The sequence below is a fragment of the Pseudomonas sp. MYb541 genome, from assembly GCF_037479595.1.
Classification (GTDB): domain Bacteria; phylum Pseudomonadota; class Gammaproteobacteria; order Pseudomonadales; family Pseudomonadaceae; genus Aquipseudomonas; species Aquipseudomonas canadensis.
The window spans coordinates 1-25,416 of sequence record NZ_JBBGYS010000064.1 but is presented as its reverse complement, the minus strand read 5'-3'; the positions used below and the strand labels follow the sequence as shown (position 1 = coordinate 25,416).

At 61.4% G+C, this 25,416-nt stretch carries 23 protein-coding genes; 15 read left to right on the top strand and 8 right to left on the bottom strand.

Going from position 1 to position 25,416, the window contains the following annotated elements; genetic code table 11:
• The first annotated feature begins 7 nt into the window (after positions 1-7).
• Positions 8-901 (top strand): cation diffusion facilitator family transporter, encoded by an 894-nt coding sequence (locus WH299_RS27960; RefSeq protein WP_016978609.1) that lies wholly within the window; start codon positions 8-10, stop codon positions 899-901.
• On the opposite strand, the gene WH299_RS27955 is transcribed toward WH299_RS27960, so the two are convergent.
• The gene (locus WH299_RS27955) at positions 898-1,926 is read right to left on the bottom strand and encodes a DUF6515 family protein (protein ID WP_123475727.1); all 1,029 of its coding nucleotides are present in this window, start codon (positions 1,924-1,926) and stop codon (positions 898-900) included. The genes WH299_RS27960 and WH299_RS27955 overlap by 4 nt on opposite strands.
• Positions 1,927-2,323: 397 nt before the next feature.
• On the opposite strand from WH299_RS27955, the gene WH299_RS27950 reads away from it, so the two are divergent.
• Together WH299_RS27950 and WH299_RS27945 are read left to right on the top strand one after the other, a co-directional pair.
• Positions 2,324-2,803, top strand: coding sequence for an Lrp/AsnC family transcriptional regulator (locus WH299_RS27950; protein ID WP_003194418.1), 480 nt, complete (start codon positions 2,324-2,326; stop codon positions 2,801-2,803).
• 192 nt (positions 2,804-2,995) lie between these two features.
• Positions 2,996-3,205 carry a DUF2788 domain-containing protein gene (locus tag WH299_RS27945; RefSeq protein WP_025999909.1) on the top strand — a complete coding sequence of 70 codons (210 nt, stop codon included), beginning with the start codon at positions 2,996-2,998 and terminating at the stop codon, positions 3,203-3,205.
• Here WH299_RS27945 and WH299_RS27940 read toward each other — a convergent pair.
• The 4 genes from WH299_RS27940 to WH299_RS27925 all read right to left on the bottom strand — a co-directional run bounded on the left by WH299_RS27940 (position 3,200) and on the right by WH299_RS27925 (position 9,676).
• The gene (locus WH299_RS27940) at positions 3,200-3,835 is read right to left on the bottom strand and encodes a pseudouridine synthase (RefSeq protein ID WP_339551900.1); all 636 of its coding nucleotides are present in this window, start codon (positions 3,833-3,835) and stop codon (positions 3,200-3,202) included. The two genes, WH299_RS27945 and WH299_RS27940, sit on opposite strands and share 6 nt — an antisense overlap.
• A gap of 71 nt (positions 3,836-3,906) precedes the next feature.
• Positions 3,907-5,379 carry an AMP nucleosidase gene (gene amn, locus WH299_RS27935; protein ID WP_161634128.1) on the bottom strand — a complete coding sequence of 491 codons (1,473 nt, stop codon included), beginning with the start codon at positions 5,377-5,379 and terminating at the stop codon, positions 3,907-3,909.
• A gap of 66 nt (positions 5,380-5,445) precedes the next feature.
• The gene (locus WH299_RS27930; protein ID WP_339551898.1) at positions 5,446-7,092 is read right to left on the bottom strand and encodes an acyl-CoA dehydrogenase family protein; all 1,647 of its coding nucleotides are present in this window, start codon (positions 7,090-7,092) and stop codon (positions 5,446-5,448) included.
• A 193-nt stretch (positions 7,093-7,285) separates the two neighbouring features.
• Positions 7,286-9,676: a hybrid sensor histidine kinase/response regulator gene (locus tag WH299_RS27925; RefSeq protein WP_339551896.1), complete on the bottom strand. Its 2,391-nt coding sequence runs from the start codon at positions 9,674-9,676 to the stop codon at positions 7,286-7,288.
• A gap of 276 nt (positions 9,677-9,952) precedes the next feature.
• Between WH299_RS27925 and WH299_RS27920 the strand changes: the two genes are divergently transcribed.
• From WH299_RS27920 to WH299_RS27905, 4 genes are all read left to right on the top strand, one after another.
• The gene (locus WH299_RS27920; protein ID WP_016978603.1) at positions 9,953-10,750 is read left to right on the top strand and encodes a hydroxymethylpyrimidine/phosphomethylpyrimidine kinase; all 798 of its coding nucleotides are present in this window, start codon (positions 9,953-9,955) and stop codon (positions 10,748-10,750) included.
• 21 nt (positions 10,751-10,771) lie between these two features.
• Positions 10,772-11,395, top strand: a complete 624-nt coding sequence (gene thiE / locus WH299_RS27915; protein ID WP_016978602.1) for a thiamine phosphate synthase — start codon at positions 10,772-10,774, stop codon at positions 11,393-11,395.
• 17 nt (positions 11,396-11,412) lie between these two features.
• Complete coding sequence (gene hemL / locus WH299_RS27910) at positions 11,413-12,696, top strand: glutamate-1-semialdehyde 2,1-aminomutase (RefSeq protein ID WP_016973898.1); 1,284 nt, start codon at positions 11,413-11,415, stop codon at positions 12,694-12,696.
• Positions 12,697-12,921: 225 nt separating this feature from the next.
• Positions 12,922-13,476 carry a tetratricopeptide repeat protein gene (locus WH299_RS27905; RefSeq protein WP_010206766.1) on the top strand — a complete coding sequence of 185 codons (555 nt, stop codon included), beginning with the start codon at positions 12,922-12,924 and terminating at the stop codon, positions 13,474-13,476.
• 128 nt (positions 13,477-13,604) lie between these two features.
• Here WH299_RS27905 and WH299_RS27900 read toward each other — a convergent pair whose 3' ends face one another.
• The gene (locus tag WH299_RS27900) at positions 13,605-13,931 is read right to left on the bottom strand and encodes a DUF1820 family protein (RefSeq protein ID WP_003194436.1); all 327 of its coding nucleotides are present in this window, start codon (positions 13,929-13,931) and stop codon (positions 13,605-13,607) included.
• A 131-nt stretch (positions 13,932-14,062) separates the two neighbouring features.
• On the opposite strand from WH299_RS27900, the gene miaB reads away from it, so the two are divergent.
• From miaB to lnt, 5 genes are all read left to right on the top strand, one after another.
• Positions 14,063-15,391: a tRNA (N6-isopentenyl adenosine(37)-C2)-methylthiotransferase MiaB gene (gene miaB / locus WH299_RS27895; protein WP_028618062.1), complete on the top strand. Its 1,329-nt coding sequence runs from the start codon at positions 14,063-14,065 to the stop codon at positions 15,389-15,391.
• Between the two features lie 113 nt (positions 15,392-15,504).
• Positions 15,505-16,509 (top strand): PhoH family protein, encoded by a 1,005-nt coding sequence (locus WH299_RS27890; RefSeq protein ID WP_122727887.1) that lies wholly within the window; start codon positions 15,505-15,507, stop codon positions 16,507-16,509.
• Entirely contained in the window at positions 16,502-16,960 is a 459-nt protein-coding gene (gene ybeY / locus WH299_RS27885) for an rRNA maturation RNase YbeY (protein ID WP_126570779.1), read from the top strand. Before WH299_RS27890 ends, ybeY begins: the two co-directional genes overlap by 8 nt.
• A 41-nt stretch (positions 16,961-17,001) precedes the next feature.
• Positions 17,002-17,841 (top strand): HlyC/CorC family transporter, encoded by an 840-nt coding sequence (locus WH299_RS27880; RefSeq protein WP_010206772.1) that lies wholly within the window; start codon positions 17,002-17,004, stop codon positions 17,839-17,841.
• 8 nt (positions 17,842-17,849) lie between these two features.
• Positions 17,850-19,373 carry an apolipoprotein N-acyltransferase gene (gene lnt / locus WH299_RS27875; RefSeq protein WP_122727883.1) on the top strand — a complete coding sequence of 508 codons (1,524 nt, stop codon included), beginning with the start codon at positions 17,850-17,852 and terminating at the stop codon, positions 19,371-19,373.
• A 123-nt stretch (positions 19,374-19,496) separates the two neighbouring features.
• Here lnt and WH299_RS27870 read toward each other — a convergent pair whose 3' ends face one another.
• Both WH299_RS27870 and WH299_RS27865 read right to left on the bottom strand, forming a co-directional pair.
• Complete coding sequence (locus WH299_RS27870; protein ID WP_323624908.1) at positions 19,497-20,258, bottom strand: YdcF family protein; 762 nt, start codon at positions 20,256-20,258, stop codon at positions 19,497-19,499.
• Between the two features lie 114 nt (positions 20,259-20,372).
• A complete protein-coding gene (locus WH299_RS27865; RefSeq protein ID WP_122727881.1) occupies positions 20,373-20,690 on the bottom strand; it encodes a hypothetical protein in 318 nt (105 codons plus the stop codon).
• Positions 20,691-20,951: 261 nt separating this feature from the next.
• Between WH299_RS27865 and leuS the strand changes: the two genes are divergently transcribed.
• The 3 genes from leuS (at position 20,952) to holA (ending at position 25,329) form a co-directional block, all read left to right on the top strand.
• On the top strand, positions 20,952-23,558 hold the full coding sequence (gene leuS / locus WH299_RS27860) for a leucine--tRNA ligase (protein WP_095013643.1): 2,607 nt from the start codon (positions 20,952-20,954) through the stop codon (positions 23,556-23,558).
• 88 nt (positions 23,559-23,646) lie between these two features.
• On the top strand, positions 23,647-24,252 hold the full coding sequence (locus WH299_RS27855; RefSeq protein WP_028618068.1) for an LPS-assembly lipoprotein LptE: 606 nt from the start codon (positions 23,647-23,649) through the stop codon (positions 24,250-24,252).
• Positions 24,253-24,291: 39 nt separating this feature from the next.
• Positions 24,292-25,329 (top strand): DNA polymerase III subunit delta, encoded by a 1,038-nt coding sequence (gene holA / locus WH299_RS27850; RefSeq protein ID WP_016978592.1) that lies wholly within the window; start codon positions 24,292-24,294, stop codon positions 25,327-25,329.
• Positions 25,330-25,416 lie beyond the last annotated feature (87 nt).

Genomic DNA, 25,416 nt, shown 5'->3' with positions numbered 1-25,416 from the left:
GCCGCCTATGACCAGCAGTCCCGAACACGCCAGGCTCTTGCGCCTGGCCACCCGCGCCTCGGTGGGCGTGGCTTGTGCGCTGATTATCACCAAGGCCATCGCCTGGTGGCTCAGCGGCTCGGTGAGCATGCTTGCCGGGTTGACCGACTCACTGCTGGATGGCGTGACCTCGCTGCTGAACCTGGTGGCGGTGCATTACGCGTTGCGCCCGGCCGATGACGATCACCGTTATGGGCACGGCAAGGCGGAGTCGCTGTCGGGCATGGCGCAGGCGCTGTTTATCGGCGGCAGTGCGGTGTTGATCGCGTTCCAGGCCTATCAGCGTCTGCAACATCCGGAACCGGTGGGCGCACCGTGGTTGAGCATTGGCGTGATCGTGTTTTCCCTAGTACTGACCGTGGCTTTGCTGATGCTGCAACACCGGGTGATCCGCGAAACCGGCTCCAACGCCGTGCGCGCGGACTCATTGCATTACCGCTCCGACCTGATGCTCAACGGCAGCATCTTGGTAGCGCTGGTGCTGGCAGGGTTTGGCTACCATCAGGTCGATGCCTGGTTCGGACTGGGCATTGCCGCTTACATCTTATGGAGCGCCATCCAGATCGCCCGTGAAAGCTTTGCGGTGTTGATGGATGAAGAACTGCCGCCGGACGTGAGCCAGCACATGCTCGAACTGGCCCGTGGCGTACCGGGTGTATTGGGCGCACATGATTTGCGCACGCGGATTTCCGGCAGCCACTGGTTTGTGCAACTGCACCTGGAATTGCCGGGGGAATTGACGCTGTCAGTGGCCCACGGCATCAGCGACCAGGCCGCCGATGCGATTCACAAGGCCTACCCGCGCGCCGAAGTGCTGGTGCACGCCGACCCGCGGGAAGTGGTCACAGGCAATAAAACCTAGTACTGCACCTGATAACCGCGGCTGCTCAGGCAGTTGCCCTGGGCCTGGCGGTAGGTTTGCACCACCGCCGGATCGGGGGCGTAGGTGACTTGCTGCGGGTCGAAGCCACTTTGCTGCACGGCCCAGCGATAACAGTCATAACCGTCCTGCTGCACCTGGGCCGGTGACTGGCCGTTGGCCGGATACGCCACCACATCATAACCATTGCCTTGCGGCGCGGGCTGCGGTGCCGGTACGGCGGCTGGTGGTTGCACCACCACGTATTGCTGGGAGCTGCTTTCGTAGGTGTAGTAGGAACCCGCCGCGAGGAAGAACAGCGCGCTGCCGATCCACACTTCACGCGCGTAGTCCGGCAGGTAATGCACACGGATGCCATAGGGCGGCGTCACCACCACATAGCGCGGGCCTTGCGGGCGATACCAATAGCCGCCGGAGTAGAAGTAGTCCTGGCCACGGTAAGGCACGCGGTAATTGCGATCAGGGAAGCGGTCGATCACATAACCTGGGCGATGCTGCGGGCCTGGGCCCCAGCCGTTGCCATGGCCGTCAGGGCGACCAGGCCAGCGGTTGTCACCGGGGCGCGAGCCTGGGCCGCCGGCCTCCCAGTGTTGGTTGCCGTCATTGCGTCGAGGGATGTCACGGTAATAGCCCTGACGCGGTTCCTGGGTCTGGCGCACGGTGTCGGGGCGACTCTGGATCGGCAGGTTGTTCGACGGCTGTGGTTGTGGCTGGGGCCGCCCCTGCTCATTGCCCTGGGGACGCCCTTGCCATTGGCCACCACCGTTCTGGCCTGCGCGATCAAAATGCTGATTCTGCGGGCGCGGCTGGTTGTTTTCCTGACGTGGTGGGTTGTTCTGCGGACGCGGCTGTTCATTACCGCCTCCTGGCCGTCCGCCCTCCGGCCCTCTTTCATGCTGACCACCGCCCTCACTGCGCGGCCCGGTATCACGTTCGTCGGCCACTGCCTGGGCGCCAACGGTGACCATCAGCAAACCTACACCTGCCAAACGCCAGATGCGCTTCATGCTATTCCTCACTGCGGATTAGGGCCTGTCCATGAGACTGGAAAAGCCAGGCCCGGTTCTCGGACAGGTTATCAGCAGGCAAAAGAAAAGGGGTGACCCGTCGGCCACCCCTTGAGAACTTCGTCCTGGCTCAACGCTTTTGACGTTGGCTCACCTCACGCCGTCTTGTGGACAGTGTGCAGCCTGGAGGCCGGCTCAACCCTGCTGGGGTGGCGGCCGCAGCGGGCCTGATTGGGCGGGCTGCTTTGGACTGTTGTCCAGGCGGTGATTCTGTTGATAAAGATACCCGCCAGCGCCCGGCAGATGATTGCGAAGATTGCGTCAATAAACAGTGCTTGCGCAATTTTTAACCCTTCATGGATAATTCACCGCAATAGTTACGACAAAGGCCATCCCAATGAGCAAGCTTGACCGATACGACCTGAGTATTTTGGCGGAATTGCAACGTGATGCGAGGATCTCCAACCAGGAGTTGGCCGAACGCATCGGCTTGTCGCCGTCGCCGTGCTCGCGCCGGGTCAAGCAGTTGGAGGACGACGGCTACATCGCTCGCCAGGTCGCCTTGCTCGACCGCAAGATGCTTGGCCTGAGTCTGACCGCCTATGTGCTGATCGGCATGGACCGCCACACGCCCGAACGTTTCGAGAACTTCGAAGCAGCGATCCGCACCCTGCCCCAGGTGCTGGAATGCAGTTTGGTCACCGGGATGGATGCGGACTATCAGTTGAAAGTGGTGGTGCCGGACATGGACCACTATCAGAAACTGCTGCTAGGTCACCTGACCCGCATTGAAGGTGTGACCAGCGTGCGCTCCAGCTTTGTGCTGAATCAGGTGCTCAATAGCACCGAGTTGCCGCTGACTCACCTAAGAACCTGAGATCACCACTCAACAATGTGGGAGCTGGCTTGCCTGCGATGCAGGCGACTCGGTGTGTCAGCAAAACCGAGGTGATGCTATCGCAGGCAAGCCAGCTCCCACATTGACCGCGCCGACTCAGGTCAATGTTGCGCCTCAGACGCTGCCTTATACTGCCCGCCTGCCTTTGTCGGAAAATTCGCCATGAACAACATCGACCCCGCCCTCTTCGAAGAATGGATGATGACCGGCCTGGTCACGATCCTGATCATTTTCATGGGCTTTATCGTCTGGGACCTGGCGAAGAAGTCCAAGGCCGGGCGTTTTGGCTCGTTCATCCTGTTCTTCGTCTTGGGCCTGGGCGTGGCCGCGTTCATCATCAAGAGCGTGGTGATCGGCCTGATCGAGTCCGGCGCCTTATAAGCGCGCCGGCACTTCCTTCCACTGGCCTTGATCCAGGCCGTCAATCGACCAGTCGCCAATGCGCACGCGCACCAGACGCAGGGTGGGCAAGCCCACGGCGGCGGTCATGCGCCGCACCTGGCGATTACGCCCCTCGCGAATCACCAATTCAAGCCAGTAAGTCGGTATGTTTTTGCGAAAGCGCACCGGCGGGTTACGCGGCCATAACTCGGGCTCATCCAACTGCCGCGCTTGCGCAGGCAGGGTCTTGCCGTCATTCAGTTCGACACCGTCGCGCAAGCGTTGCAGTTGCTCTTCGGTCGGTTCGCCTTCCACCTGCACCCAGTAGGTTTTCGCCAACTTGTGCTTGGGGTCGGCAATCCGCGCCTGCAACTGGCCATCGTTGGTCAGCAACAACAAGCCTTCGCTGTCACGGTCCAGGCGGCCCGCCGGGTAGATGCCGGGGATGTCGATGAAATCTTTGAGCGTCGCGCGCCCGCCTTCGTCGCTGAATTGGGTCAGCACGTCAAAGGGTTTATTGAACAGGATCAGTTTCGGCTCGGCCGGTGGCGCCTTGGCGACACGCCGCGCTGCGGAATACGGAGGTTTCACGCCTGGGCGGCGCGAATCGGGACGGGTGGGACGGGACATGGCGAAGGAACATCTAACGGTCAGGACCGACAATGCTAGTGGCCTGACCGTTAAATGACCATCCCAACCGCTTAGCGGAACGGCGGCTCGTCGAAGCTGCGCAGTTTGCGCGAGTGCAGCGAGTTGAGTTCGGTACGCAGCAAATCCACCGCCTCGATGCCGATCTTCAAGTGCTGACTGACCGCCCGCTCATAGAATGCGTTGGCCGAACCGGGCAGCTTGATCTCACTGTGCAGTGGCTTATCCGACACACACAGCAAAGTGCCGTACGGCACCCGCAAGCGATAACCCTGGGCGGCGATAGTGCCGCTTTCCATGTCCACGGCCACGGCGCGGGACAGGTTGATCAGCGGCCGCTCCTGTGCCCAGCGCAGTTCCCAGTTACGGTCGTCGTAGGTCAACACGGTGCCGGTGCGCAGGCGTTTTTTCAGTTCTTCGCCTTTTTCGCCGGTGACGTTGGCCGCCGCTTGCTGCAACGCAAGCTGCACTTCGGCCAGGGCCGGGATCGGGATGTTCGGCGGCACGACGCGGTCGAGAATCCCGTCGCGGCGCATGTAAGCGTGAGCCAGCACGTAATCGCCGATGGTCTGGGATTGGCGCAGGCCGCCACAGTGACCGATCATCAGCCAGCAATGCGGACGCAGCACGGCTAGGTGGTCGGTGATGTTCTTCGCGTTGGACGGGCCGACGCCAATGTTGACCAAGGTCACGCCGTGGCCGTCAGTGGCTTGCAAGTGATAAGCCGGCATCTGATAACGGTGCCACACCACCCCGGCAGCAATCGCGGAGGCTTCACCGTGGTCCATCGCTTTGTCGATCACCACGTTGCCCGGCAACACCATGCGGATAAAACGCGGGTCGCTGCGCAGTTGTTCCAGGCCATGCAGGATGAACTGGTCGACATAACGGTGGTAGTTGGTCAGCAGGATCCACGGCTGCACATGGCGCCAATCGCTGCCGGTGTAGTGCACCAGGCGGCGCAGGGAAAAGTCCACGCGCGCCGCATCGAACAACGCCAGGGGCAGCGGGTCAGTGTTTTCCCAGTCGTACAGGCCATCGGCGATGCCATCAGTGGCGGCCGACAGGTCGGTACTCGGGAACACGCGGGCCAGGGTCGCCGCAGTCACGCCGGAGCCGGCCAGTTCATCGCCCTGCTCCACTACGTAAGGGTATGGGATGTTCTGCTGGCTGACGCCCACTTCCACCGTCACGGTGAAGTCGTGCATCAGCGGCACCAGTTGCTCCAGCAGGTATTTACGAAACGCCGCAGGATGGGTGACGGTAACGCTGTAGGTCCCTGGTAACTGAACCTTGGCATACGCTCGGGTGGTCTGTGGGACTTCGCCGTGGCAGTGGTAGGTCAGGCGCAGTTCCGGGTAGCGGAACAACGCACGTTGTTCGGCGTCGGGTTCGACGCGGTCCTTGAGGTATTGCTTGAGGGCTTGATTGAGCGCGCCCGTGGCACGCTCATGCAGGGCCGCCAGCCGGTCCACGGCTTCTTCAGCGGTTTGAACGACAACAAAAGCTTCGGTCACGGTAAGCATCCTGTGTTCTGACTTGCAGGCCTTTATCTTGCCTGTATCCCCGTCAGACGCAAACTTTGAATGCAATCAACAAGGTGTGGACCTGGCGACAATCGCCGCCACGTCGACGCCACGCGGCAGGGTGCCATACACTCGACCGGACGATTCGCCCAAGCGACTGGCGATAAACCCATCGCTGACCGCCGCATTGCCGGCTTCCAGCAACAGCTTGGCCTGCAACGCCACGGCGATGTCTTCGGTAAGCTGGCGCGCACGGTATTGGATGTCCTGGGTGTCCATAAAGGCTGACTTCAATTGCTCGATATGCCGCGCCAGTAGCTTGTCGCCATGCCCATCCCCCAGCTCGACAAACAGCGCTTCCAGCACGCCCGGCTCTTTTGACAACGCGCGCAGCACGTCCAGGCACTGCACGTTGCCAGAACCTTCCCACGTCGAATTCACCGGCGCCTCACGATACAGGCGCGGCAGGATGCTGTCCTCGACGTACCCGGCACCGCCCATGCACTCGGCGGCTTCATTGATCATGGCTGGGGCGCGTTTGCAGATCCAATACTTGCCCACCGCTGTCACGAGCCTGGCGAACTTGGCTTCCTGCTCATCGCCCAAATGATCCAATGCGCGGCCCATGCGCATGCTCAGGGCCAACGCGGACTCGCTTTCCAACGCCAGGTCCGCCAGCACGTTCTGCATCAAGGGTTGTTCGCTGAGCACCCGCCCCCCCACCAAACGATGGGCACAATGATGGCTCGCTTGGGTCAACGCCTGGCGCATCAATGCGCTGGAGCCGACCATGCAATCGAAGCGGGTCATGGCGACCATTTCGATGATAGTCGGCACGCCACGCCCTTCCTCACCGATCATCCAGGCCAGGGCGCCACGGAACTCTACTTCGCTGGAGGCGTTGGAGCAGTTGCCCAGTTTGTTTTTCAGGCGCTGGATGTAGAACTCGTTGCGCGTGTCATCCGGGCGGTGCCGGGGCAGTAGAAAGCAGGTCAGACCCTTGTCGGTTTGCGCCAGGGTCAGGAAGGCATCGCACATCGGTGCCGAGCAGAACCACTTGTGGCCTACCAGTTCATAGGCCTGGCCCGGACCGCCGGCACCCACCGGGTAGGCGCGAGTGGTGTTGGCGCGCACGTCGGTGCCGCCCTGTTTCTCGGTCATGGCCATGCCGATAGTGGCACCGGCCTTGTGAGCGATGCCGACATTGCGCGGGTCGTATTGGGTATTGAGGATTTTCGGCAGCCAGGTCTTGGCCAGGTCCGGTTGCAGGCGCAGGGCGGGTACACAGGCGAACGTCATGGTCAACGGACAGCCGGTGCCGGCTTCGGCCTGGCTGTGCAGGTAGGTCATGGCGGCGCGGGCCACATGGGCACCGGACTGCGGATGCGCCCACGGCAGCGACGGCAGGCCATGTTCGACGGCCGTGCGCATGAGCTCGTGGTAAGCCGGGTGAAACTCCACCAGGTCGATGCGATGGCCATATCGGTCATGGCTGCTGAACACCGGTTTGTTCTGGTTCGCCAGGAACCCGGCCTCCATCAACGGCCCACCGGCCAGCGCTCCATAGGCATCGATACGCGCTTCTGCCCAGCCAGCACCAAAGCGGCCCGACCATTCCTGCAGGGGCAAATCGATACGGTACAGGTTGGTGCCGTCCAGGGACGGTGGCTGGTTGGTGACGTCGTGGGTTTCGGCAAACTGATGCAGGTTCATGACGGGCCTCCTGGAAAAAGGCCCATCTCGATTGAGGCTGTTTGTAGGAGCGAGCTTGCTCGCGAAGAACGTGAGAGCACCGCGTTTTTACAGGGTGCTCGCGTTATCGTTGACGTTCTTCGCGAGCAAGCTCGCTCCTACACGGTGCCCGTCGATTGAGGCCGGTTTTTTCAGTTAAGCACTGCCATGGCGCTTAAAAAAGTGGCATACCCGCCGAATGTCCGGCGCTTTCGCCCTCTACCGGACACAGCAACCGACGCTCCAACACCGCCTGCAACGCCTCGAAACGCACAGGTTTGGCCAGGCGGTCGGAGAGGCCGATGCCATGGCAGCGCTCACGCTCCGACGCATTCAGCGACGTACTCAAGGCGATTACCGGTAACTCACCGCAGCCAGGAAGTGCACGGATCTGACAACACAACGAGAAGCCACCTTCAGGGATATCCAACAGTACTGCGTCGAAATCTCCTGCTTGCAAGGCAGCCAACGCGTTCGGGCCGGTGTCCACGGTTTTCACCCGGTATCCGAGTTTGAGCAGCATGCCGCGCACTACCAGTTGGCCGACGCTGTTGTCGTCCACCAGCAGCACCGAGCACTCCTGAGGTGCGCGCTGCTTATCCGGCGCAGGCCGGGATTCAGGTGCTAGGGGACTGACCTCCACTTCAAGCTGGAAGCGGCTGCCTTTGCGCGGCTCGGAATGATGGGTGAGACGCCCGCCCAGCAGCTCGATCAGTTGCCGGCAGATCGCCAGGCCGATACCCAGGCCGCCGTACTCGCGGGTCATGGAGCCATCCAGTTGGAAGAACCGCTGATACAGGGTCGCCTCGTCGAGGAAAGCAAAGCCGATTCCGGTGTCGGTCACGATAAAGCTCAAGCGCAGGCCACCGCCACTCTGCGGCACACCGACCACGCGCAGGCGCACCGCGCCTTCGTGGGTGAACTTAAAGGCGTTGTCCAGCAGGCAATCCAGGCACTGCAGCAGTTTGTCGGCGTCGCCCAGTACGCGGTCTGGCAACTCGTCCGCCACATCGATGGAGAACGCCAGGCCTTTGCTCTGGGCGCTGGCGGTGAACTGCTGGCGCAAGGTGTCGAGCGTACCGCGCAGGCTGAATACCTGGGGTTGGGCGTTCAAGCGGCCGGCCTGCAATTCGGTGAGGGTAAGGATGCCGTTGACCATGCGCATCATGTCCCGTGCCGAACCGGCGGCGGTTTGATGGTATTGCGCCAGGTCTGCGTCCAGGGGCACGGTCTGCATCAGTTCGAGGGAGCCGATCACGCCGTTCATGGGCGTACGCAGTTCGTGGGTCAGGGTGGCGAGGAACTCGTCCTTGAGGCGGTTGCTGCGGGCCAATTGCTGGTTGAGCACTTCAAGTTTTTGGCTGGCATCGAGCAGGATCTGCGCTTGTTGCTCGCGCATGGAATTGATGCGGTCGGCCAGAGCCAGGGACAGCAGCGCCACTTCAATCGCCGAACCGATCTGGCTGGCGTACATGGTCAGGAATACGTTGGGCAGATAGCCCAGCACCATCAGCGTATTCACCACTCCACCTAGCAGGAACGCCGACCAGGCGATGATGAAATAGCGCGCCACCCGCTGGCCGCAATACCAGGCCTTGATGGCGGCGACAAAAATAGTCACGGTAAACACCAGGGCTAAACCGGTGGCCAGGCGCAGCGCCAGCGCGTAGCTGGTCATCAACGACAGCAGCATCACCACGCCACCGCAGGCCACCAGCGCCAGCAACAGCCGGTTGATCCAGCGACTGTGCTGGGCCGTGTGCAAAAAGCTGCGCGCAAACAGACTGCCGAACAACGCCGCCGAGCCGATCAGGAATGGCGTCGCGGCATTCGCCCACCAAGGATTGTTCGGCCAGAAATACTCCACCGCCGCACCGTTGACCGACAGCTGATACATGCCAAACGAGGCGATATAAAAGATGTAATAGAGGTAGCTGGTGTCGCGCACGCTAAGGTAGATGAACAGGTTATAGACCAGCATCCCCAGCAACACGCCATAGATCAGGCCCAGCACATACAGGCGCAGCGGCTGTTGTTCCAGGTAGGCGGTGCTGGACCACAGCGTCACAGGCGCCTGGATCGACCCTTCGCTTTGCAGGCGCAGGTACACGGTTTTTGCCTCGCCCGGCGTGAAGTCGACCTTGAACAAGTAGTTGTTCTGGCGGATCTCACGGGCGGAAAACGGCAGCGCATCCCCGGTACGTCCTGCCAGCCGATAAGTGCCGGTGTTGTCGGGCAGGTAGAGGTCGAGATGGTCGAGCGGCGGGTACGCCAGCTCCAGCAACCAGGTGCGCTGCGCTTCGGGATTAGTGGGTAGGTAATGCAGATTGACCTTGAGCCAGAACACCGAGCGCGAGTAGCCAGCATTCAGGGTGTCTTTATCGTGGGGCTTGAACTGCGCGGTGGCGGACGGCGCGATCACATCCGCGATGGTGAGGGCATCGGTCGGGTCTTCGAGCACTTGCATGGCTCGGCCCAACGGCAGGCTTTGGGTGTCCTGGTTAAACTCGATGGCGTTGGCGAGCATCGGCAACCCGCACAACAATAAAATCAGCAAATAGCGCATAGAGCCCCAGCGTGGCCTGTCCGGTTATGTCAAAAAGCCCCCCATTCCTTTTGAGAAGACGTACACCGGCAATACAGTAAGTAGTTTGGATCCACTCTAGCATAGCCACTAAAGGCTATTGGACACCATTGAAATAATTTTTTGAAAGGCTCTAGAACGAGGCTTTCAGCGATATTAAGCGAGTGCAAAACCGCCAAAAAAGCGTCACTGCGATGGCAAAATTCAACCATCGCCAGACGGCCCCGCCAAAAGCGTTTGGTGGTAAGCTCGCGCACCATGAATATCTACAGCTCTCGTCCCGTTGTCCTCTGTCTCTCCGGCCATGACCCCAGTGGTGGCGCCGGCTTGCAGGCAGATATCGAAGCCCTGCTCGCCCAGGGTTGCCATGCGGCTCCGGCCGTCACCGCCTTGACCGTGCAAAACACCGTCAATGTCATCGATTTCCGCGTGCTCGACCGCGAGTGGGTACTGGCCCAGGCCAATGCTGTACTCGGCGATTCCGAAGTGGCGGCGGTCAAGCTGGGCATGCTCGGTTCCACCGCGATGGTCGACACCGTAGTCGAACTGCTGCAGGCGCATCCGCACCTGCCGGTGGTGTGCGACCCGGTGCTGCGTGCCGGCGGCGGTGGCAGCCTGGGCAAGGACGAAGTCGGCTATGCGATGCGCGAGCGGTTGTTGCCGCTGTCACTGATCGCCACGCCGAACCTGCCCGAGGCACGCATCCTCGCCGAGTTGCCTGAGGGCACCGCAGACGAATGCGCCGAGAAGCTGCTGCCGTACATCAAGCACCTGTTGATCACCGGCGGCCATGGCGACGAGCACGAAGTGCACAACCGCCTCTACAGCCGCGACGGCACGCGCCAGACCTTTACCTGCCAGCGCCTGCCCGGCAGCTATCACGGTTCGGGCTGTACGTTGGCCAGTGCGTTGTCCGGCCGGATTGCCCAGGGCGAAGGCTTGGTGAGCGCCGTGCAATCGGCCCTCAACTACACTTGGCGCACCTTGCGTGATGCCGAACAACTCGGCCAGGGCCAGTTTGTACCGCGCCGGCTGCCGCTGGATTTTTGCTCGTAAGACGACAGAGGGGCCTGCCCGATGAAACTACGTGGCCTTTACGCCATTACCGACAGCCAACTGTTGGCCGGTAAATTCCTCGCCTACGTCGAAGCAGCGTTGGACGGTGGCGTGACCCTGCTGCAATACCGCGACAAAAGCAGCGACGAAGCCCGACGCCTGCGTGAAGCAGAAAAGCTGCGGGAGCTGTGCTCGCGCTACAAGACCCAGTTGATCATCAACGACGACGCCGAACTGGCCGCCCGCCTCGGCGTCGGCGTGCACTTGGGCCAAACCGACGGCCCACTGACCCCAGCCCGTGCGCTGCTCGGCTCCAAGGCCATCATCGGTTCCACCTGCCACAGCCAGATCGAACTGGCCGAGCAGGCCGCCAAGGAAGGCGCCAGCTATGTCGCCTTCGGCCGCTTCTTCAATTCCAACACCAAGCCCGGCGCACCGGCCGCCACCACAGAGATGCTGGCCCAGGCCCGTGCGCGTTTGCAGTTGCCGATCTGCGTGATCGGCGGCATCACCCTGGAAAACGCCGAACCCCTGGTAGCCCACGGCGCCGACCTGCTGGCGGTGGTGCATGGTCTGTTTGGCGCCGACAGCACCCAGGAAGTCACGCGCCGCGCCCGTGCGTTCAACGCCCTTTTTCAGATTTGATTTAAGAGAGCCCGATCATGTCCCGTTCCGAAACGCTGTTTGCCAATGCCCAGAAACACATCCCCGGCGGTGTGAACTCCCCCGTGCGTGCGTTCAAGAGCGTGGGCGGCACGCCGCTGTTCTTCAAGCATGCCGAAGGCGCCTACGTCACCGACGAAGATGACAAGCGCTACGTGGACTACGTCGGCTCCTGGGGCCCGATGATCCTCGGCCACAGCCACCCGGACGTGTTGGACGCGGTGCGCAAGCAACTGGAACACGGCCTGTCCTACGGCGCGCCGACCGCCATGGAAACCGAGATGGCCGATCTGGTCTGCTCGATCGTACCGTCGATGGAAATGGTGCGCATGGTCAGCTCCGGCACCGAAGCCACCATGAGCGCGATCCGCCTGGCCCGTGGTTTCACCGGCCGCGACAGCATCATCAAGTTCGAAGGCTGCTACCACGGTCACTCCGACAGCCTGCTGGTGAAAGCCGGTTCCGGCCTGCTGACCCAAGGCGTGCCAAGCTCGGCTGGTGTGCCGGCGGCGTTCGCCAAACACACCCTGACCCTACCGTTCAACGACATCGCCGCCGTCGAGCAGATGCTCAACGAAGTGGGCCAGGACGTGGCGTGCATCATCGTTGAGCCGGTGGCGGGCAACATGAACTGCGTACCGCCAGCGCCGGGCTTTCTCGAAGGCCTGCGCGAGCAATGCGATAAGCACGGCGTGGTACTGATTTTCGACGAAGTGATGACCGGTTTCCGCGTCGCCCTCGGTGGCGCCCAAGCGCACTACGGTGTCACGCCGGACCTGAGCACTTTCGGCAAGATCATCGGCGGCGGCATGCCAGTGGGCTGCTTCGGCGGCAAGCGTGAAATCATGCAGCACATCGCGCCACTGGGCCCGGTGTACCAGGCCGGTACTTTGTCGGGTAACCCGCTGGCCATGGCCGCCGGCCTGACCACCCTGCGCCTGATCAGCCGCCCGGGCTTCCACGCCGAGCTGACCGACTACACCACACGCCTGCTCGACGGCCTGCAACAGCGTGCCGATGCCGCCGGTATCCCGTTTGTTACCACCCAGGCGGGCGGGATGTTCGGCCTGTACTTCAGCGGCGCCGACGATATCGTCACGTTTGATGACGTAATGGGCAGCGACGCCGATCTGTTCAAGCGCTTCTTCCACCTGATGTTGGAAGGCGGTGTGTACCTGGCGCCAAGCGCTTTCGAAGCCGGCTTCACCTCGATCGCCCATGGCGAAGCCGAGTTGAAACTGACCCTCGATGCCGCCGAGCGCGCCTTTGCCGCATTGAAATAATGGGTCGTACAAATCAGGCACCGCGCAAACGGTGTCTGATTTGCTACTTTGCTTACAGAGATTTCCGAGTTTTTTCGAGAAATCACCTGCAATCCGGCAGATAACTTGCCCAAGCAGCAGAAAAACGAGTAAAGACTTTGTAAGCAGAGGCCTGCTTATTTCATAATGCGCGCTTATTGGATCCCCCGAGGGTCCGCGCGCCCCGTCAGAGGTAAGTCGATTCCCATGAAACGCACCGGCCGCACCCTGGTTCTGGGCTGCCTGTTGCTCCTTCAGCCGCTGCTGGCACATGCACAAGCAGGCGGCAACTCGTTGTTAATCCCAGCGATGGGTCGTTGCACCCTCAATACCCAGCCAGACAGCCAGGCCGAAGCCCTGAGCGCGTGCCAGAAACAGGCCGACGGCGGGGATGCGCAGGCGCAATACGAGTTGGGCGAGTACTTCCACGACAGCAAAAACCCGGCCCGCGACCTCAACAAGGCCTTGAGCTACTTCGAGAAAGCCTCGTTGCAAGGGCACGCCCAAGCGCAATTCGAACTGGGCAACATGTTCTTCAAAGGCGAAGGCGTGCCGGCCAACAACGTCCAAGCGTATATCGTGCTGAAAATGGCCGCGGTCAACGGCGCAGAAGACGCACTGGACACCGCCGACGAAGTCGCCGAGCACATGCAGCGCGATGAGTTGGAAGTGGCGACCCAGGTACTGGGCCAGATTTTCCGCAACTACCTGCAGGAATTGCAGAGTGCCGATGGGCGCTCGCCCTTCTCACCCCTGCCCTGAACTCATCTAGACCCTTCTATCGCTATCGCAGGCAAGCCAGCTCCCACACTCGACCGAGTTCCAGCGTAGGAATGCGGTCAACTGTGGGAGCTGGCTTGCCTGCGATGGGCGCGACGCGGTCTGAAGCCCTACTTCTCAGGCATCGGCATCGGAAACGGCATCACGTTACTGGTGCCACGCGCTTCGCTGATCTTCGGCGTGCCCAAACGCTCGACCTCATCGATGCGCACAATCGAATGCATCGGCACAAAGCTGCGCACCACCCCTTCGAACTGCGCCTTGAGCTTCTCTTCGCCCGGGTCGACGACCAACTGGGTGCGCTCGCCAAAGACGAACTCTTCCACCTCCAGGAAACCCCACAGATCGCTCTGATAGATCTGCTTGGCGTACATTTCGAACACCTGGCCCTGGTTGAGGAAAATCACCTTGTAGATTGGAGCTTCACGTTTGGTCATGGTGGGCGAATAACACATCGGGGATATAAAAGAGGGCGCGAACTATAGCATGGCACCCGATGCACAACGCTAGGAACCAATGGGCATGCCCCCTATAATGCGCGGTTCTTTACCACCAGTTGACGATTCCCATGGCCAAGAAGCTTTACATCGAAACCCACGGTTGCCAGATGAACGAGTACGACAGCTCGCGCATGGTCGATCTGCTGGGCGAACACCAGGCCCTGGAAGTCACCGCCCGCGCCGAAGATGCCGACGTGATCCTGCTTAATACCTGCTCGATCCGCGAGCGGGCCCAGGACCGTGTGTACTCGCAGCTGGGCCGCTGGCGCGAATTGAAACTGGCCAACCCGGACATGGTGATCGCCGTCGGCGGTTGTGTGGCCAGCCAGGAAGGCGCCGCGATCCGCGACCGCGCGCCCTATGTCGACGTGGTCTTCGGCCCGCAGACCCTGCACCGCCTGCCGGAAATGATCGACGCCGCGCGCTTTACCAAGCTGCCGCAGGTCGACGTGTCATTCCCTGAAATAGAAAAATTCGACCATTTGCCTGAGCCGCGCATCGACGGGCCGAGCGCCTACGTGTCGGTGATGGAAGGTTGCAGCAAGTACTGCACCTTCTGCGTGGTGCCCTACACCCGTGGCGAGGAAGTCAGCCGACCATTTGACGATGTGCTGTCGGAAATCATCCACCTGGCCGAAAACGGCGTGCGCGAAGTGACCCTGCTGGGCCAGAACGTCAACGGCTATCGCGGCCAGACCCACGACGGCCGCCTGGCCGACCTGGCGGAATTGATCCGCGTGGTCGCCGCCGTGGACGGTATCGAGCGCATCCGCTACACCACCTCGCACCCACTGGAGTTCTCCGACAGCCTGATCCAGGCCCACGCCGAAGTGCCGGAACTGGTCAAGCACCTGCATTTGCCGGTGCAATCGGGCTCGGACCGCATCCTCTCGGCGATGAAGCGCAACCACACGGCCCTGGAGTACAAATCCAAACTGCGCAAATTGCGCGCGGCGGTGCCGGGCATCTGCATCAGCTCGGACTTTATCGTCGGCTTCCCCGGCGAGACCGAGAAAGACTTCCAGCAGACCATGAAGCTGATCGAAGACGTCGGTTTCGACTTTTCCTACTCGTTCGTCTACAGCCAGCGCCCCGGCACCCCGGCGGCCGACCTGCTGGACGAAACCCCGGAAGCGCTGAAAAAAGAGCGTTTGAACGCGTTGCAACACCGCCTGAACCAGCAGGGTTTCGAGATCAGCCGACAAATGGTCGGTTCGACCCAGCGCATCCTGGTCACCGACTACTCGAAAAAAGACCCAGGCGAACTGCAAGGCCGTACCGAGAACAACCGAATCGTAAACTTCCGTTGCGATAATCCGACCCTGATCGGCCAGTTTGCCGATGTGCACATCGACGCGGCGCAGCCCCATTCGCTGCGTGGGTCGTTGATCCCATAATCACTTTTTGAATTATCGCCAGCCAACATGTGCCGTTTAAGTGCTTTCGCACACAGCCGGCTGGCGTTATTCTCTATTTCACCTCAACAGCCAAAGGGCGGCTAAAAGCGACCTTGAACGCACCCATAGCAGAACCCCATCGTTTTATCCTCGAGCCCTTTGAGGCTCTCCGTTTCGCCAACCTGTGCGGACAGTTCGACGAGCACCTGCGCCTGATCGAACAACGCCTGGGCATCGAGATCCGCAATCGCGGCAATCAGTTCGAGCTCATTGGTGAAGCCCTGCACACTAAATCCGCAGAAAACCTGCTGCGCCGTCTCTACCGCGAAGCCAAGGGTAGCGAGCTGTCGCCAGAAATCGTGCACCTGTATTTGCAGGAATCGGCTGTGGAAGACCTGGCCAACAATCCGGTGGCTGAAGCCAGCGTGGCCCTGCGTACCAAAAAAGGCATGATTCGCCCAAAGGGCTTGAATCAGCAGAAGTACGTCAAGGCAATCCTGGGTAACGACATCAATTTCGGCATCGGCCCTGCCGGTACCGGCAAGACCTACCTGGCCGTGGCCTGTGCGGTCGACGCGCTGGAGCGTGAGCAAGTACGCCGCATCCTGCTGGTGCGCCCAGCGGTCGAGGCCGGCGAAAAGCTCGGTTTCCTGCCCGGTGACCTGGCCCAGAAGATCGACCCGTACCTGCGCCCGCTCTACGACGCGCTGTACGAGATGCTCGGCTTCGAATACGTCGCCAAGCTGATCGAGCGCCAAGTGATCGAGATCGCCCCGCTGGCCTACATGCGCGGCCGCACCTTGAGCAACAGTTTCATCATCCTCGACGAAAGCCAGAACACTACGGTCGAGCAGATGAAGATGTTCCTGACCCGCATCGGGTTCGGCTCCACGGCCATTATCACCGGCGACATTACCCAGGTTGACCTGCCCAAGGGCACCAAGTCGGGCTTGAGCCATGTGATTGAAGTACTCAAGGACGTGCCGGGCATCAGTTTCACGCACTTCTCGCCCAAGGACGTGGTGCGCCACCCGCTGGTACAGCGCATTGTCGAAGCCTACGAGCGCTTCGAACACCGCGATGACGGGCTGTCCAAGGACGTTCGCCGCGATGCTTGAGCTTGACCTGCAGCTGGCCACCGATGCGCCCGCCCCCAGTGAAGCCCAGTTCCGCCAATGGTGCGCCCTGGCCCTGCGCCAGCGCACCGCCGACTCGGAACTGACCATTCGACTGGTGGACGAGCCCGAGGGCCGTGAACTGAATCACACCTGGCGCCAGAAAGACTACGCGACCAACGTGCTGTCCTTTCCTGCCGACGTACCGGATGAGCTGCTGGATATCCCGCTGCTGGGCGATCTGGTCATCTGCGTCGCCGTGGTGGAGCGCGAGGCAAAAGAACAAGGCAAGGAACTTGAGGCCCATTGGGCCCATCTAGTCATCCACGGCTGCTTGCATCTCTTGGGTTACGACCATATAGACGATGACGAAGCCGAGGAAATGGAAACACTGGAACAAACGTTGCTTGCAGAATTGGGTCATCCGGACCCGTATGCGGACGACGACGTTTAAAAACACTCAACTGTAACAATAAAGGATTCAGAGTAATCGCTATGAGCGAAGACCGATCGAGCAACGGGCAGAAGTCATGGCTGGGTAAACTGACCCAGGCTTTTGCCCACGAGCCGAAAAACCGCCAGGAGCTGCTTGAGCTGCTGCGCGAGGCCCATCAGAACAAGTTGCTGGACAGCGAAGCGCTGGCCATCGTCGAAGGCGCCATCCAGGTGGCTGACCTGCAAGTACGCGACATCATGGTCCCGCGCTCGCAGATGATCAGCATCAAGGCGACCCAGACCCCACGGGAATTCCTCCCGGCCGTGATCGACTCGGCGCACTCGCGCTACCCGGTGATCGGTGAAAGCCATGACGACGTCATGGGCGTCCTGCTGGCCAAGGACCTGCTGCCGCTGATCCTCAAGGAGAACGGCGACAGCTTCAACATCAAGGACCTGCTGCGTCCGGCCACCTTCGTGCCCGAGTCCAAGCGCCTGAACGTGTTGCTGCGTGAATTCCGCGCCAACCACAATCACATGGCCATCGTGATCGACGAATACGGCGGCGTAGCTGGCTTGGTGACGATTGAAGACGTGTTGGAACAGATCGTCGGCGACATCGAAGATGAACACGACGTCGAAGAAGACAGCTACATCAAGCCGCTGCCCAGCGGTGACTTCCTGATCAAGGCGCTGACGCCGATCGAGAACTTCAATGAGTTCTTCGACAGCGAATTCTCCGATGACGAGTTCGATACCGTGGGCGGCCTGGTGATGAGTGCGTTTGGCCATCTGCCAAAACGTAACGAGACCACCGAGATCGGCGCGTATCGCTTCCGTATCCTGAATGCCGACAGCCGTCGCATCCATCTGATCCGCCTGACACCTATTGCCCGCTAAGGAATGACATGCAGCGCCTAACCCGCCCCGGCTGGCCCGGTAATTTGCTGGCCGTGGTGGCCGGCGCCATCACCACCCTGGCGCTGGCGCCGTTCGACCTGTGGCCGTTTGCGCTGGTCGCGGTCGGCTTGTTCTATGTCGGGCTGCGGGACCTGAGCCCGCGCCAGGCATTGGGCCGCGGCTGGTGTTTCGGCTTCGGCCTGTTCGGCGCCGGCACTAGCTGGATCTACTACAGCATCCACCACTTCGGCGGCGCTTCGGTGCTGCTGGCGGGTTTCCTGATGCTGCTGTTTACCGCCGCCATCGCGTGGTTCTTCGCCCTGCCCGCCTGGTTGTGGGCGCGCTGGTTGCGGCGCAATGAGGCGCCGTTGGCGGATGCGTTGACGTTTGCCGCCTTGTGGGTGGGCCAGGAAGCGTTTCGCGGCTGGTTCCTCACTGGTTTCCCGTGGCTGTACTCCGGCTATAGCCAGCTTGATGGCCCGCTGACGGGCTTGGCCCCAGTGGGCGGCATGTGGCTGATCTCCTTTGCCCTGGCACTGACAGCAGCGCTGCTGTGCAACCTGCCGCGTCTGCTGGCTGGCAAGCGCAACGCATTTATCGGCGCAGGCCTGGTGTTACTGGTCGCGCCCTGGGCCATCGGCCTGGCGCTCAAGCATCACGCCTGGACCAGCCCCTCCGGTGCGCCACTGACCGTGGCCGCACTCCAGGGCAACGTCGAACAAAGCATGAAATGGGACCCGGAGCAGCTCAACGCACAGCTCGCGCTGTACCGCGACATGAGCTTCAGCTCCAAGCCCGTCGACCTGCTGGTGTGGCCGGAAACCGCCGTGCCGGTGCTCAAAGAGTCTGTCGAAGGCTACCTGGGCATGATGGGCAAGTTCGCCGCCGACCGGCACACCGCGCTGATCACCGGCGTGCCAATCCGCCAGGAAGTGCATCACCAGAAGCGCTACTTCAACGGTATCACCGTGGTTGGCGAAGGCGACGGCACCTACCTCAAGCAGAAGCTGGTGCCCTTTGGCGAGTACGTGCCGCTGCAGGACATGCTGCGCGGCCTGATTGCGTTCTTTGATCTGCCAATGTCGGACTTCGCACGCGGACCGTCCGACCAGGCGATGCTGCAGGCCAAGGGCTATCAGATTGCGCCGTTCATCTGCTACGAAGTGGTGTACCCGGAGTTCGCCGCAGGCCTGTCGGCCCAGAGCGATTTGCTGCTGACCATCAGCAACGACACCTGGTTCGGCCGCTCCATCGGCCCGTTGCAGCACCTGCAAATGGCGCAGATGCGTGCACTGGAAGCCGGTCGCTGGATGATCCGCGCCACCAACAATGGCGTGACCGGCCTGATCAACCCGTTTGGGCAGATCACCGCGCAGATTCCGCAATTCGAACGCGGCATCCTCTACGGCGAAGTAGTGCCGATGCACAACCTCACGCCGTACCTGCAATGGCGCTCATGGCCGTTGATCATTGTGTGCCTGGGGCTGTTTGGCTGGGCGCTGCTCGCGGGCCGGATGTCCAAGACCGTCTGACCGACATGCACATGACAATGTGGGAGCTGGCTTGCCTGCGATAGCGGTGGGTCAGCCAGCAAATGTGCCGGCCGGCAGTCTGCCATCGCAGGCAAGCCAGCTCCCACATTTGCATGTGCGGTGTTATCGGTAGAACAATCGGTAACCTATCTGCCCCACCGCTTCATTGATCAACTGCCCGCTGCGCCACACCGCTACGAATTCCGGCATCCATCCGCCCAGCGGCCGGGCGTTGTCTACGCCCAGAAAACCCACGGGCGCCGGCACCACGGTAAAGCCGGCCCTCTCGAAGCTCCACACCGAACGCGGCATGTGCCAGGCCTGGGTCACCACCACCACGCGCTTGATCCCCTCCGGCAGCAGAATCTCTGCGCTCATCTGCGCATTTTCCCAAGTGGTACGGCTGCGCTCTTCCTTCCAGCGCACTGCTACGCCGAAGTCATCCTGCATCGACACTGCCATCAACTCCGCTTCGCTGGGCGGTGTGCCGTAATGCAGGCCGCCGCTGGTCAGCACCGGCAAGCCGGAAGCCTTGGCCAATCGTGCGGCGTAGCGCTGGCGCTCCAGGCCGATCCCGGTGGGCTGGTCGGTGCCCCAGGCCGGGTCACCGCGCTCACGTCCGGAGCCTAATATCACTATGGCGTCGGCGCGCTGGGCCAGCGTTGACCAGTCTTCCCGGGGCAATGCCGGTTCGGTTTCCAGGGCACGTGCGCCCCGCTCCACCACAACCGGCAGACTGATCAACCACAGGCCCCCAAAACCCAGGGCAAAGCAGCACGCCGCCAAGCGCGGGCGGCTACGGCGGAACCACCAGGCAAGCGCCAGCAACAGCAAGAGAATGCCGGGCGGCAGGAGCAGTTGTTTGATGAAATAACGAATAGGCATCGGGCATCTCCATAGATGCCCGAAGCCTAAGGTGTAACGGGGTTTAGCGACAATCTTTACGGTGACATGCTTTACAGTGAAACGGCGTGGTGAAGCCGTCCAAGGGGCAGTGAATTACTTGTAGCGGGCGGACCGGAGCTTTTCCGGGCCACGACCGACCGACAAGTCTTTGAGCCACACCACTTTGGCGGAGTGCGCAGGCTCCTTGATCGGCGGGGTTGCCACCAGAGGAGGCGCACTGCGCCCATTCCTTTCCAGATATGCCTTGATCAGTTCCAGCTCCGCGCAACTAAGACCGCGCAGTTCCAACTCCACAGGCCGTTCATCACGCAATCGGCCTGCTGTCCTCGCTGCATCCAATGCACGACCCAAGCGGTCGATCAGTCCTTCGTAGACATCCGGTTTCGATACGATTCTTTGCGATTCAACCATCCCCTCACCTCATTGAAGAAAGACTTGCTCCCCAATAAACAGCGTAGTCCTCGTGGCTGCGCGCGCCTGGCGCCGCGACAGACGGCCCTGCCTGCGCAATCAGGGTTTCCCTCGATAGAGTGGGGTCATGTATGCTACGGCGCTTCCTGTAACTCCACTTCCCGCAGGGTTTGGGCACGGACGCGCCGCTTTTTGGTGTCGATCAACCTGAACGTTGCACCGAAGAGGATTAGGCCACCCCTATTCAGTTCAAAAGTAGCCATGCACGAACAATATCAGCCCCGTGAAATAGAAAATGCCGCCCAAACCTTCTGGGACGAGCAAAAGTCCTTTGAAGTCAGTGAACAGCCAGGCAAGGAGACTTTCTATTGCCTATCGATGTTCCCTTACCCCAGCGGCAAGCTACACATGGGGCACGTGCGTAACTACACCATCGGCGACGTGATTTCCCGCTACCAGCGCATGCAAGGCAAGAACGTCCTGCAACCCATGGGTTGGGACGCCTTCGGCATGCCGGCGGAAAACGCCGCGATGAAAAACAACGTGGCCCCCGCCAAGTGGACCTACGAAAACATCGCCTACATGAAGACCCAACTGCGCAGCCTGGGCCTCGCGGTGGACTGGTCCCGCGAAGTGACCACCTGCAAGCCGGACTACTACCGCTGGGAACAATGGCTGTTCACGCGCCTGTTCGAAAAAGGCGTGATCTACAAAAAGAGCGGCACCGTGAACTGGGACCCGCTGGACCAGACCGTACTGGCCAACGAGCAAGTGATCGACGGTCGCGGCTGGCGTTCCGGCGCGCTGATCGAAAAGCGCGAAATCCCGATGTACTACTTCAAGATCACCGCCTACGCGGATGAGCTCTTGTCGAGCCTCGACGATTTGCCGGGCTGGCCTGAACAGGTCAAGACCATGCAGCGCAACTGGATCGGCAAGTCCAAGGGCATGGAAGTGCAGTTCCCGTACAACGTCGATTCGATCGGCGAAGCGGGCGCGCTCAAAGTCTTCACCACCCGTCCGGACACTTTAATGGGAGCGACTTACGTCGCCGTGGCCGCCGAGCACCCGCTGGCCACCCAAGCCGCACAGAACAACCCTGAGCTGCAGGCGTTCATCGCTGAATGCAAAGGCGGCAGCGTGGCTGAAGCCGACGTCGCCACCCAGGAGAAAAAAGGTCTGCCGACCGGCCTGTTCGTCGAACACCCCCTGACCGGCGAGAAGCTGCCGGTGTGGGTCGCCAACTACGTGCTGATGCACTACGGCGATGGCGCCGTAATGGCAGTGCCGGCTCACGACGAGCGCGATTTCGAATTCGCCACCAAGTACAGCCTGCCGATCAAATCCGTTGTGCGCACCAGCTCGGGCGATACCAACCCGGCCCCGTGGCAAGACGCCTACGGCGAGCACGGTGAGCTGATCAACTCCGGCGAGTTCAACGGCCTGGACTTCCAAGGCGCTTTCGACGCCATCGAAGTTGCACTGATCAAGAAAAACCTGGGCGCCTCGCGCACCCAATTCCGCCTGCGCGACTGGGGCATCAGCCGCCAGCGCTACTGGGGCTGCCCGATCCCGATCATCCACTGCGAAAGCTGTGGCGACGTGCCGGTACCGGAAGACCAACTGCCAGTGGTCCTGCCGGAAGACGTGGTGCCGGATGGCGCCGGTTCGCCACTGGCGCGCATGCCCGAGTTCTACGAATGCAACTGCCCGAAATGCGGCCAGCCTGCCAAGCGTGAAACCGACACCATGGACACCTTTGTCGAGTCCTCCTGGTACTACGCGCGCTATGCCTCGCCGCACTACGAGGGTGGCCTGGTTGAAAAATCCGCGGCCGACCACTGGTTGCCGGTTGACCAGTACATCGGCGGTATCGAACACGCCATCCTTCACCTGCTGTACGCGCGCTTCTTCCACAAGCTGATGCGTGATGAAGGCCTGGTGAGCTCCGATGAGCCGTTCAAGAATCTGCTGACCCAGGGCATGGTGGTCGCCGAGACTTACTACCGTCGCGAAGCCAACGGTGCCTACACCTGGTTCAACCCGGCTGACGTGGAGCTTGAGCGTGACAGCAAGGCCAAGGTCATCAGCGCCAAGTTGATCGCCGACGGCCTGCCGGTGGAAATCGGTGGCACCGAGAAGATGGCCAAGTCGAAGAACAACGGCGTTGACCCACAGTCGATGATCGATCAGTTCGGCGCGGACACCTGCCGCCTGTTCATGATGTTCGCCTCGCCGCCTGACATGAGCGCCGAATGGTCCGACTCCGGCGTCGAAGGCTCGCACCGCTTCCTCAAGCGCGTCTGGCGCCTGGCGCACGCCCACATCAGCCAGGGCCTGCCGGGCAAGCTGGACGTGGCCGCCTTGAGCGACGAGCAGAAACTGATTCGCCGCAGCACCCACCTGGCCATCAAGCAAGCCAGCCAGGACGTGGGCCAAAACCACAAGTTCAACACCGCCATCGCCCAGGTGATGACGCTGATGAACGTGCTGGAAAAAGCGCCACAAGCCACCGAACAGGATCGCGCACTGGTACAGGAAGGCCTGGAAACGGTCACCCTGCTGCTGGCACCGATCACGCCGCACATCAGCCACGACCTGTGGAACCGCCTGGGCCACAGCGACGCCGTCATCGATGCGCGCTGGCCGGTGCAGGATGACAGCGCCCTGGTACAGGACACGCTGCAACTGGTAATCCAGGTCAACGGTAAACTGCGTGGCCAGATCGACATGCCGGCCACGGCCAGCCGCGAAGACGTCGAGGCTGCTGCCCGCGTCAACGAGAACGTGCTGCGCTTTACCGAAGGCCTGACGATCCGCAAAGTGATCGTGGTGCCTGGCAAACTGGTCAATATCGTCGCTAGCTAATCGGATCGGGCGCAGGGTTCAAACCCTGCGCCGAACAAAGCCTTCAGGGCCTCGATAAGGCCCACATGGTTTCAAGGGGAGCAACAAAATGATCAAACGCAATTTGCTGGTGATGGGCCTTGCCGTGCTGCTGAGCGCTTGCGGCTTCCAGCTGCGCGGCACCGGCACCAACGACCTGGCGATCAAGGAACTGGACGTCAGCGCCCGCAATGCCTACGGCGAGACCGTGACGCAGTTGCGCCAGGTTCTGGAAAACAGCGGCGTGCACGTCTATACCGGCGCGACGTACAAACTGTTCCTGGTGGACGAGAGAGAAACCCAGCGTAACCTGAGCTACGCCAGCGCCGGGCGTGCATCCGACGTCGAGCTGAGCACCGAATTGAGCTTTCAAATCCAGGGTCGCGACCATCTGCCGTTGATGGGTGACAAGATCCAGGTCCAGAAGGTCGTGAGCCACGATGGCAACAACCTGGTGGGCTCGGACTCGGAAATCGTGCAGGTGCGCAAGGAAATGCGTCGCGAGCTGGTTCAGCGCATGATCCTGCGTCTGCAACTGCTGACGCCGGTGCAATTGGAAGCCCTGCAGCAACAAGCTGACAACAAGGCCAAGGCCGATGCTGACGCGCTGAAAGCCGCCAAAGAGTACGAAGACAACACGCCGAAACAATCGCCTGTTGAAGTTCCTGTCGAGTAAGCCAGACGGGGCGCCCCAAGCGCCCCGTTCGCCCTGCCTATGAAACTTGCTCCCGCCCAACTCGCCAAACACCTGCAAGGTGGCCTTGCGCCTGTCTACATCGTCAGCGGTGATGACCCACTGCTGTGCCAGGAAGCCGCCGACGCCATCCGCACGGCTGCACGTCAGCAAGGCTTCGACGAACGCCAGGTCTTCAGCGCCGACGCCAGCTTCGACTGGGGCACGCTGCTGCAAGCTGGCGCGAGCATGTCGCTGTTTGCCGAGAAACGCTTGCTGGAGCTGCGCCTGCCTTCGGGCAAGCCGGGCGACAAAGGTGCCGCCGCCCTGATGGAGTACTGCTCGCGACCGGCCGAAGACACGGTGCTGTTGATCAGCCTGCCCAAGCTCGACGGCAGCGCGCAGAAAACCAAATGGGGCAAGGCCCTGGTGGAAGGGGCGCAAACCCAGTTCATCCAGATCTGGCCAGTGGACAGCAACCAGTTGCCGCAATGGATACGCCAGCGCCTGTCCCAATCGGGGCTGTCGGCGACCCAGGACGCAGTGGAGCTGATCGCGGCTCGGGTCGAAGGCAACTTGCTGGCCGCCGCCCAAGAGATCGAAAAGCTCAAGCTGATGGCCGAAGACGGGCAGATTACAGTCGAGACCGTCCAGGGCGCCGTGGCGGATAGTGCGCGCTTTGATGTGTTCGGGCTGGTGGATGCGATCCTCAATGGCGAACCCGCCCACGCCCTGCGCATGCTCGAAGGCCTGCGCGGTGAAGGCGTGGAGCCTCCGGTGATTCTCTGGGCCCTGGCCCGGGAACTGCGCGTACTGGCCAATATTGCCCTGCAATACAGCCAGGGCACGCCGTTGGACAAGGCCTTCAGCCAAGCCCGACCGCCGGTTTGGGACAAGCGCAAACCGCTGATGAGCAAAGCGCTGCAACGGCACTCTGCACAACGCTGGGCGCAGCTCTTGCTGGAAGCGCAGCGCATCGACGCGCAGATCAAGGGCCAGGCGGCGGGTTCGCCATGGATGAGCCTGAGCCGTTTGTCGCTGCTGATGGCCGGTCAGCGCCTGACCCTTCCCGCCGAGTAACCACCGCTCTCTGTAGGAGCCGGCTTGCCGGCGATGGGGCCGTTGACGGTAACGGTGATCTATATGACCCGGAAGCCCGGCAGCGCG

Coding starts and splice junctions, on each gene's coding strand:
- WH299_RS27960 (WP_016978609.1), top strand. CDS start 8: ATGACCAGCAGTCCCGAACACGCCAGGCTCTTGCGCCTGGCCACCCGC.
- WH299_RS27955 (WP_123475727.1), bottom strand. CDS start 1,926: ATGAAGCGCATCTGGCGTTTGGCAGGTGTAGGTTTGCTGATGGTCACC.
- WH299_RS27950 (WP_003194418.1), top strand. CDS start 2,324: ATGAGCAAGCTTGACCGATACGACCTGAGTATTTTGGCGGAATTGCAA.
- WH299_RS27940 (WP_339551900.1), bottom strand. CDS start 3,835: ATGTCCCGTCCCACCCGTCCCGATTCGCGCCGCCCAGGCGTGAAACCT.
- amn (WP_161634128.1), bottom strand. CDS start 5,379: ATGCTTACCGTGACCGAAGCTTTTGTTGTCGTTCAAACCGCTGAAGAA.
- WH299_RS27930 (WP_339551898.1), bottom strand. CDS start 7,092: ATGAACCTGCATCAGTTTGCCGAAACCCACGACGTCACCAACCAGCCA.
- WH299_RS27925 (WP_339551896.1), bottom strand. CDS start 9,676: ATGCGCTATTTGCTGATTTTATTGTTGTGCGGGTTGCCGATGCTCGCC.
- WH299_RS27920 (WP_016978603.1), top strand. CDS start 9,953: ATGAATATCTACAGCTCTCGTCCCGTTGTCCTCTGTCTCTCCGGCCAT.
- thiE (WP_016978602.1), top strand. CDS start 10,772: ATGAAACTACGTGGCCTTTACGCCATTACCGACAGCCAACTGTTGGCC.
- hemL (WP_016973898.1), top strand. CDS start 11,413: ATGTCCCGTTCCGAAACGCTGTTTGCCAATGCCCAGAAACACATCCCC.
- WH299_RS27905 (WP_010206766.1), top strand. CDS start 12,922: ATGAAACGCACCGGCCGCACCCTGGTTCTGGGCTGCCTGTTGCTCCTT.
- WH299_RS27900 (WP_003194436.1), bottom strand. CDS start 13,931: ATGACCAAACGTGAAGCTCCAATCTACAAGGTGATTTTCCTCAACCAG.
- miaB (WP_028618062.1), top strand. CDS start 14,063: ATGGCCAAGAAGCTTTACATCGAAACCCACGGTTGCCAGATGAACGAG.
- ybeY (WP_126570779.1), top strand. CDS start 16,502: ATGCTTGAGCTTGACCTGCAGCTGGCCACCGATGCGCCCGCCCCCAGT.
- WH299_RS27880 (WP_010206772.1), top strand. CDS start 17,002: ATGAGCGAAGACCGATCGAGCAACGGGCAGAAGTCATGGCTGGGTAAA.
- lnt (WP_122727883.1), top strand. CDS start 17,850: ATGCAGCGCCTAACCCGCCCCGGCTGGCCCGGTAATTTGCTGGCCGTG.
- WH299_RS27870 (WP_323624908.1), bottom strand. CDS start 20,258: ATGCCTATTCGTTATTTCATCAAACAACTGCTCCTGCCGCCCGGCATT.
- WH299_RS27865 (WP_122727881.1), bottom strand. CDS start 20,690: ATGGTTGAATCGCAAAGAATCGTATCGAAACCGGATGTCTACGAAGGA.
- leuS (WP_095013643.1), top strand. CDS start 20,952: ATGCACGAACAATATCAGCCCCGTGAAATAGAAAATGCCGCCCAAACC.
- WH299_RS27855 (WP_028618068.1), top strand. CDS start 23,647: ATGATCAAACGCAATTTGCTGGTGATGGGCCTTGCCGTGCTGCTGAGC.
- holA (WP_016978592.1), top strand. CDS start 24,292: ATGAAACTTGCTCCCGCCCAACTCGCCAAACACCTGCAAGGTGGCCTT.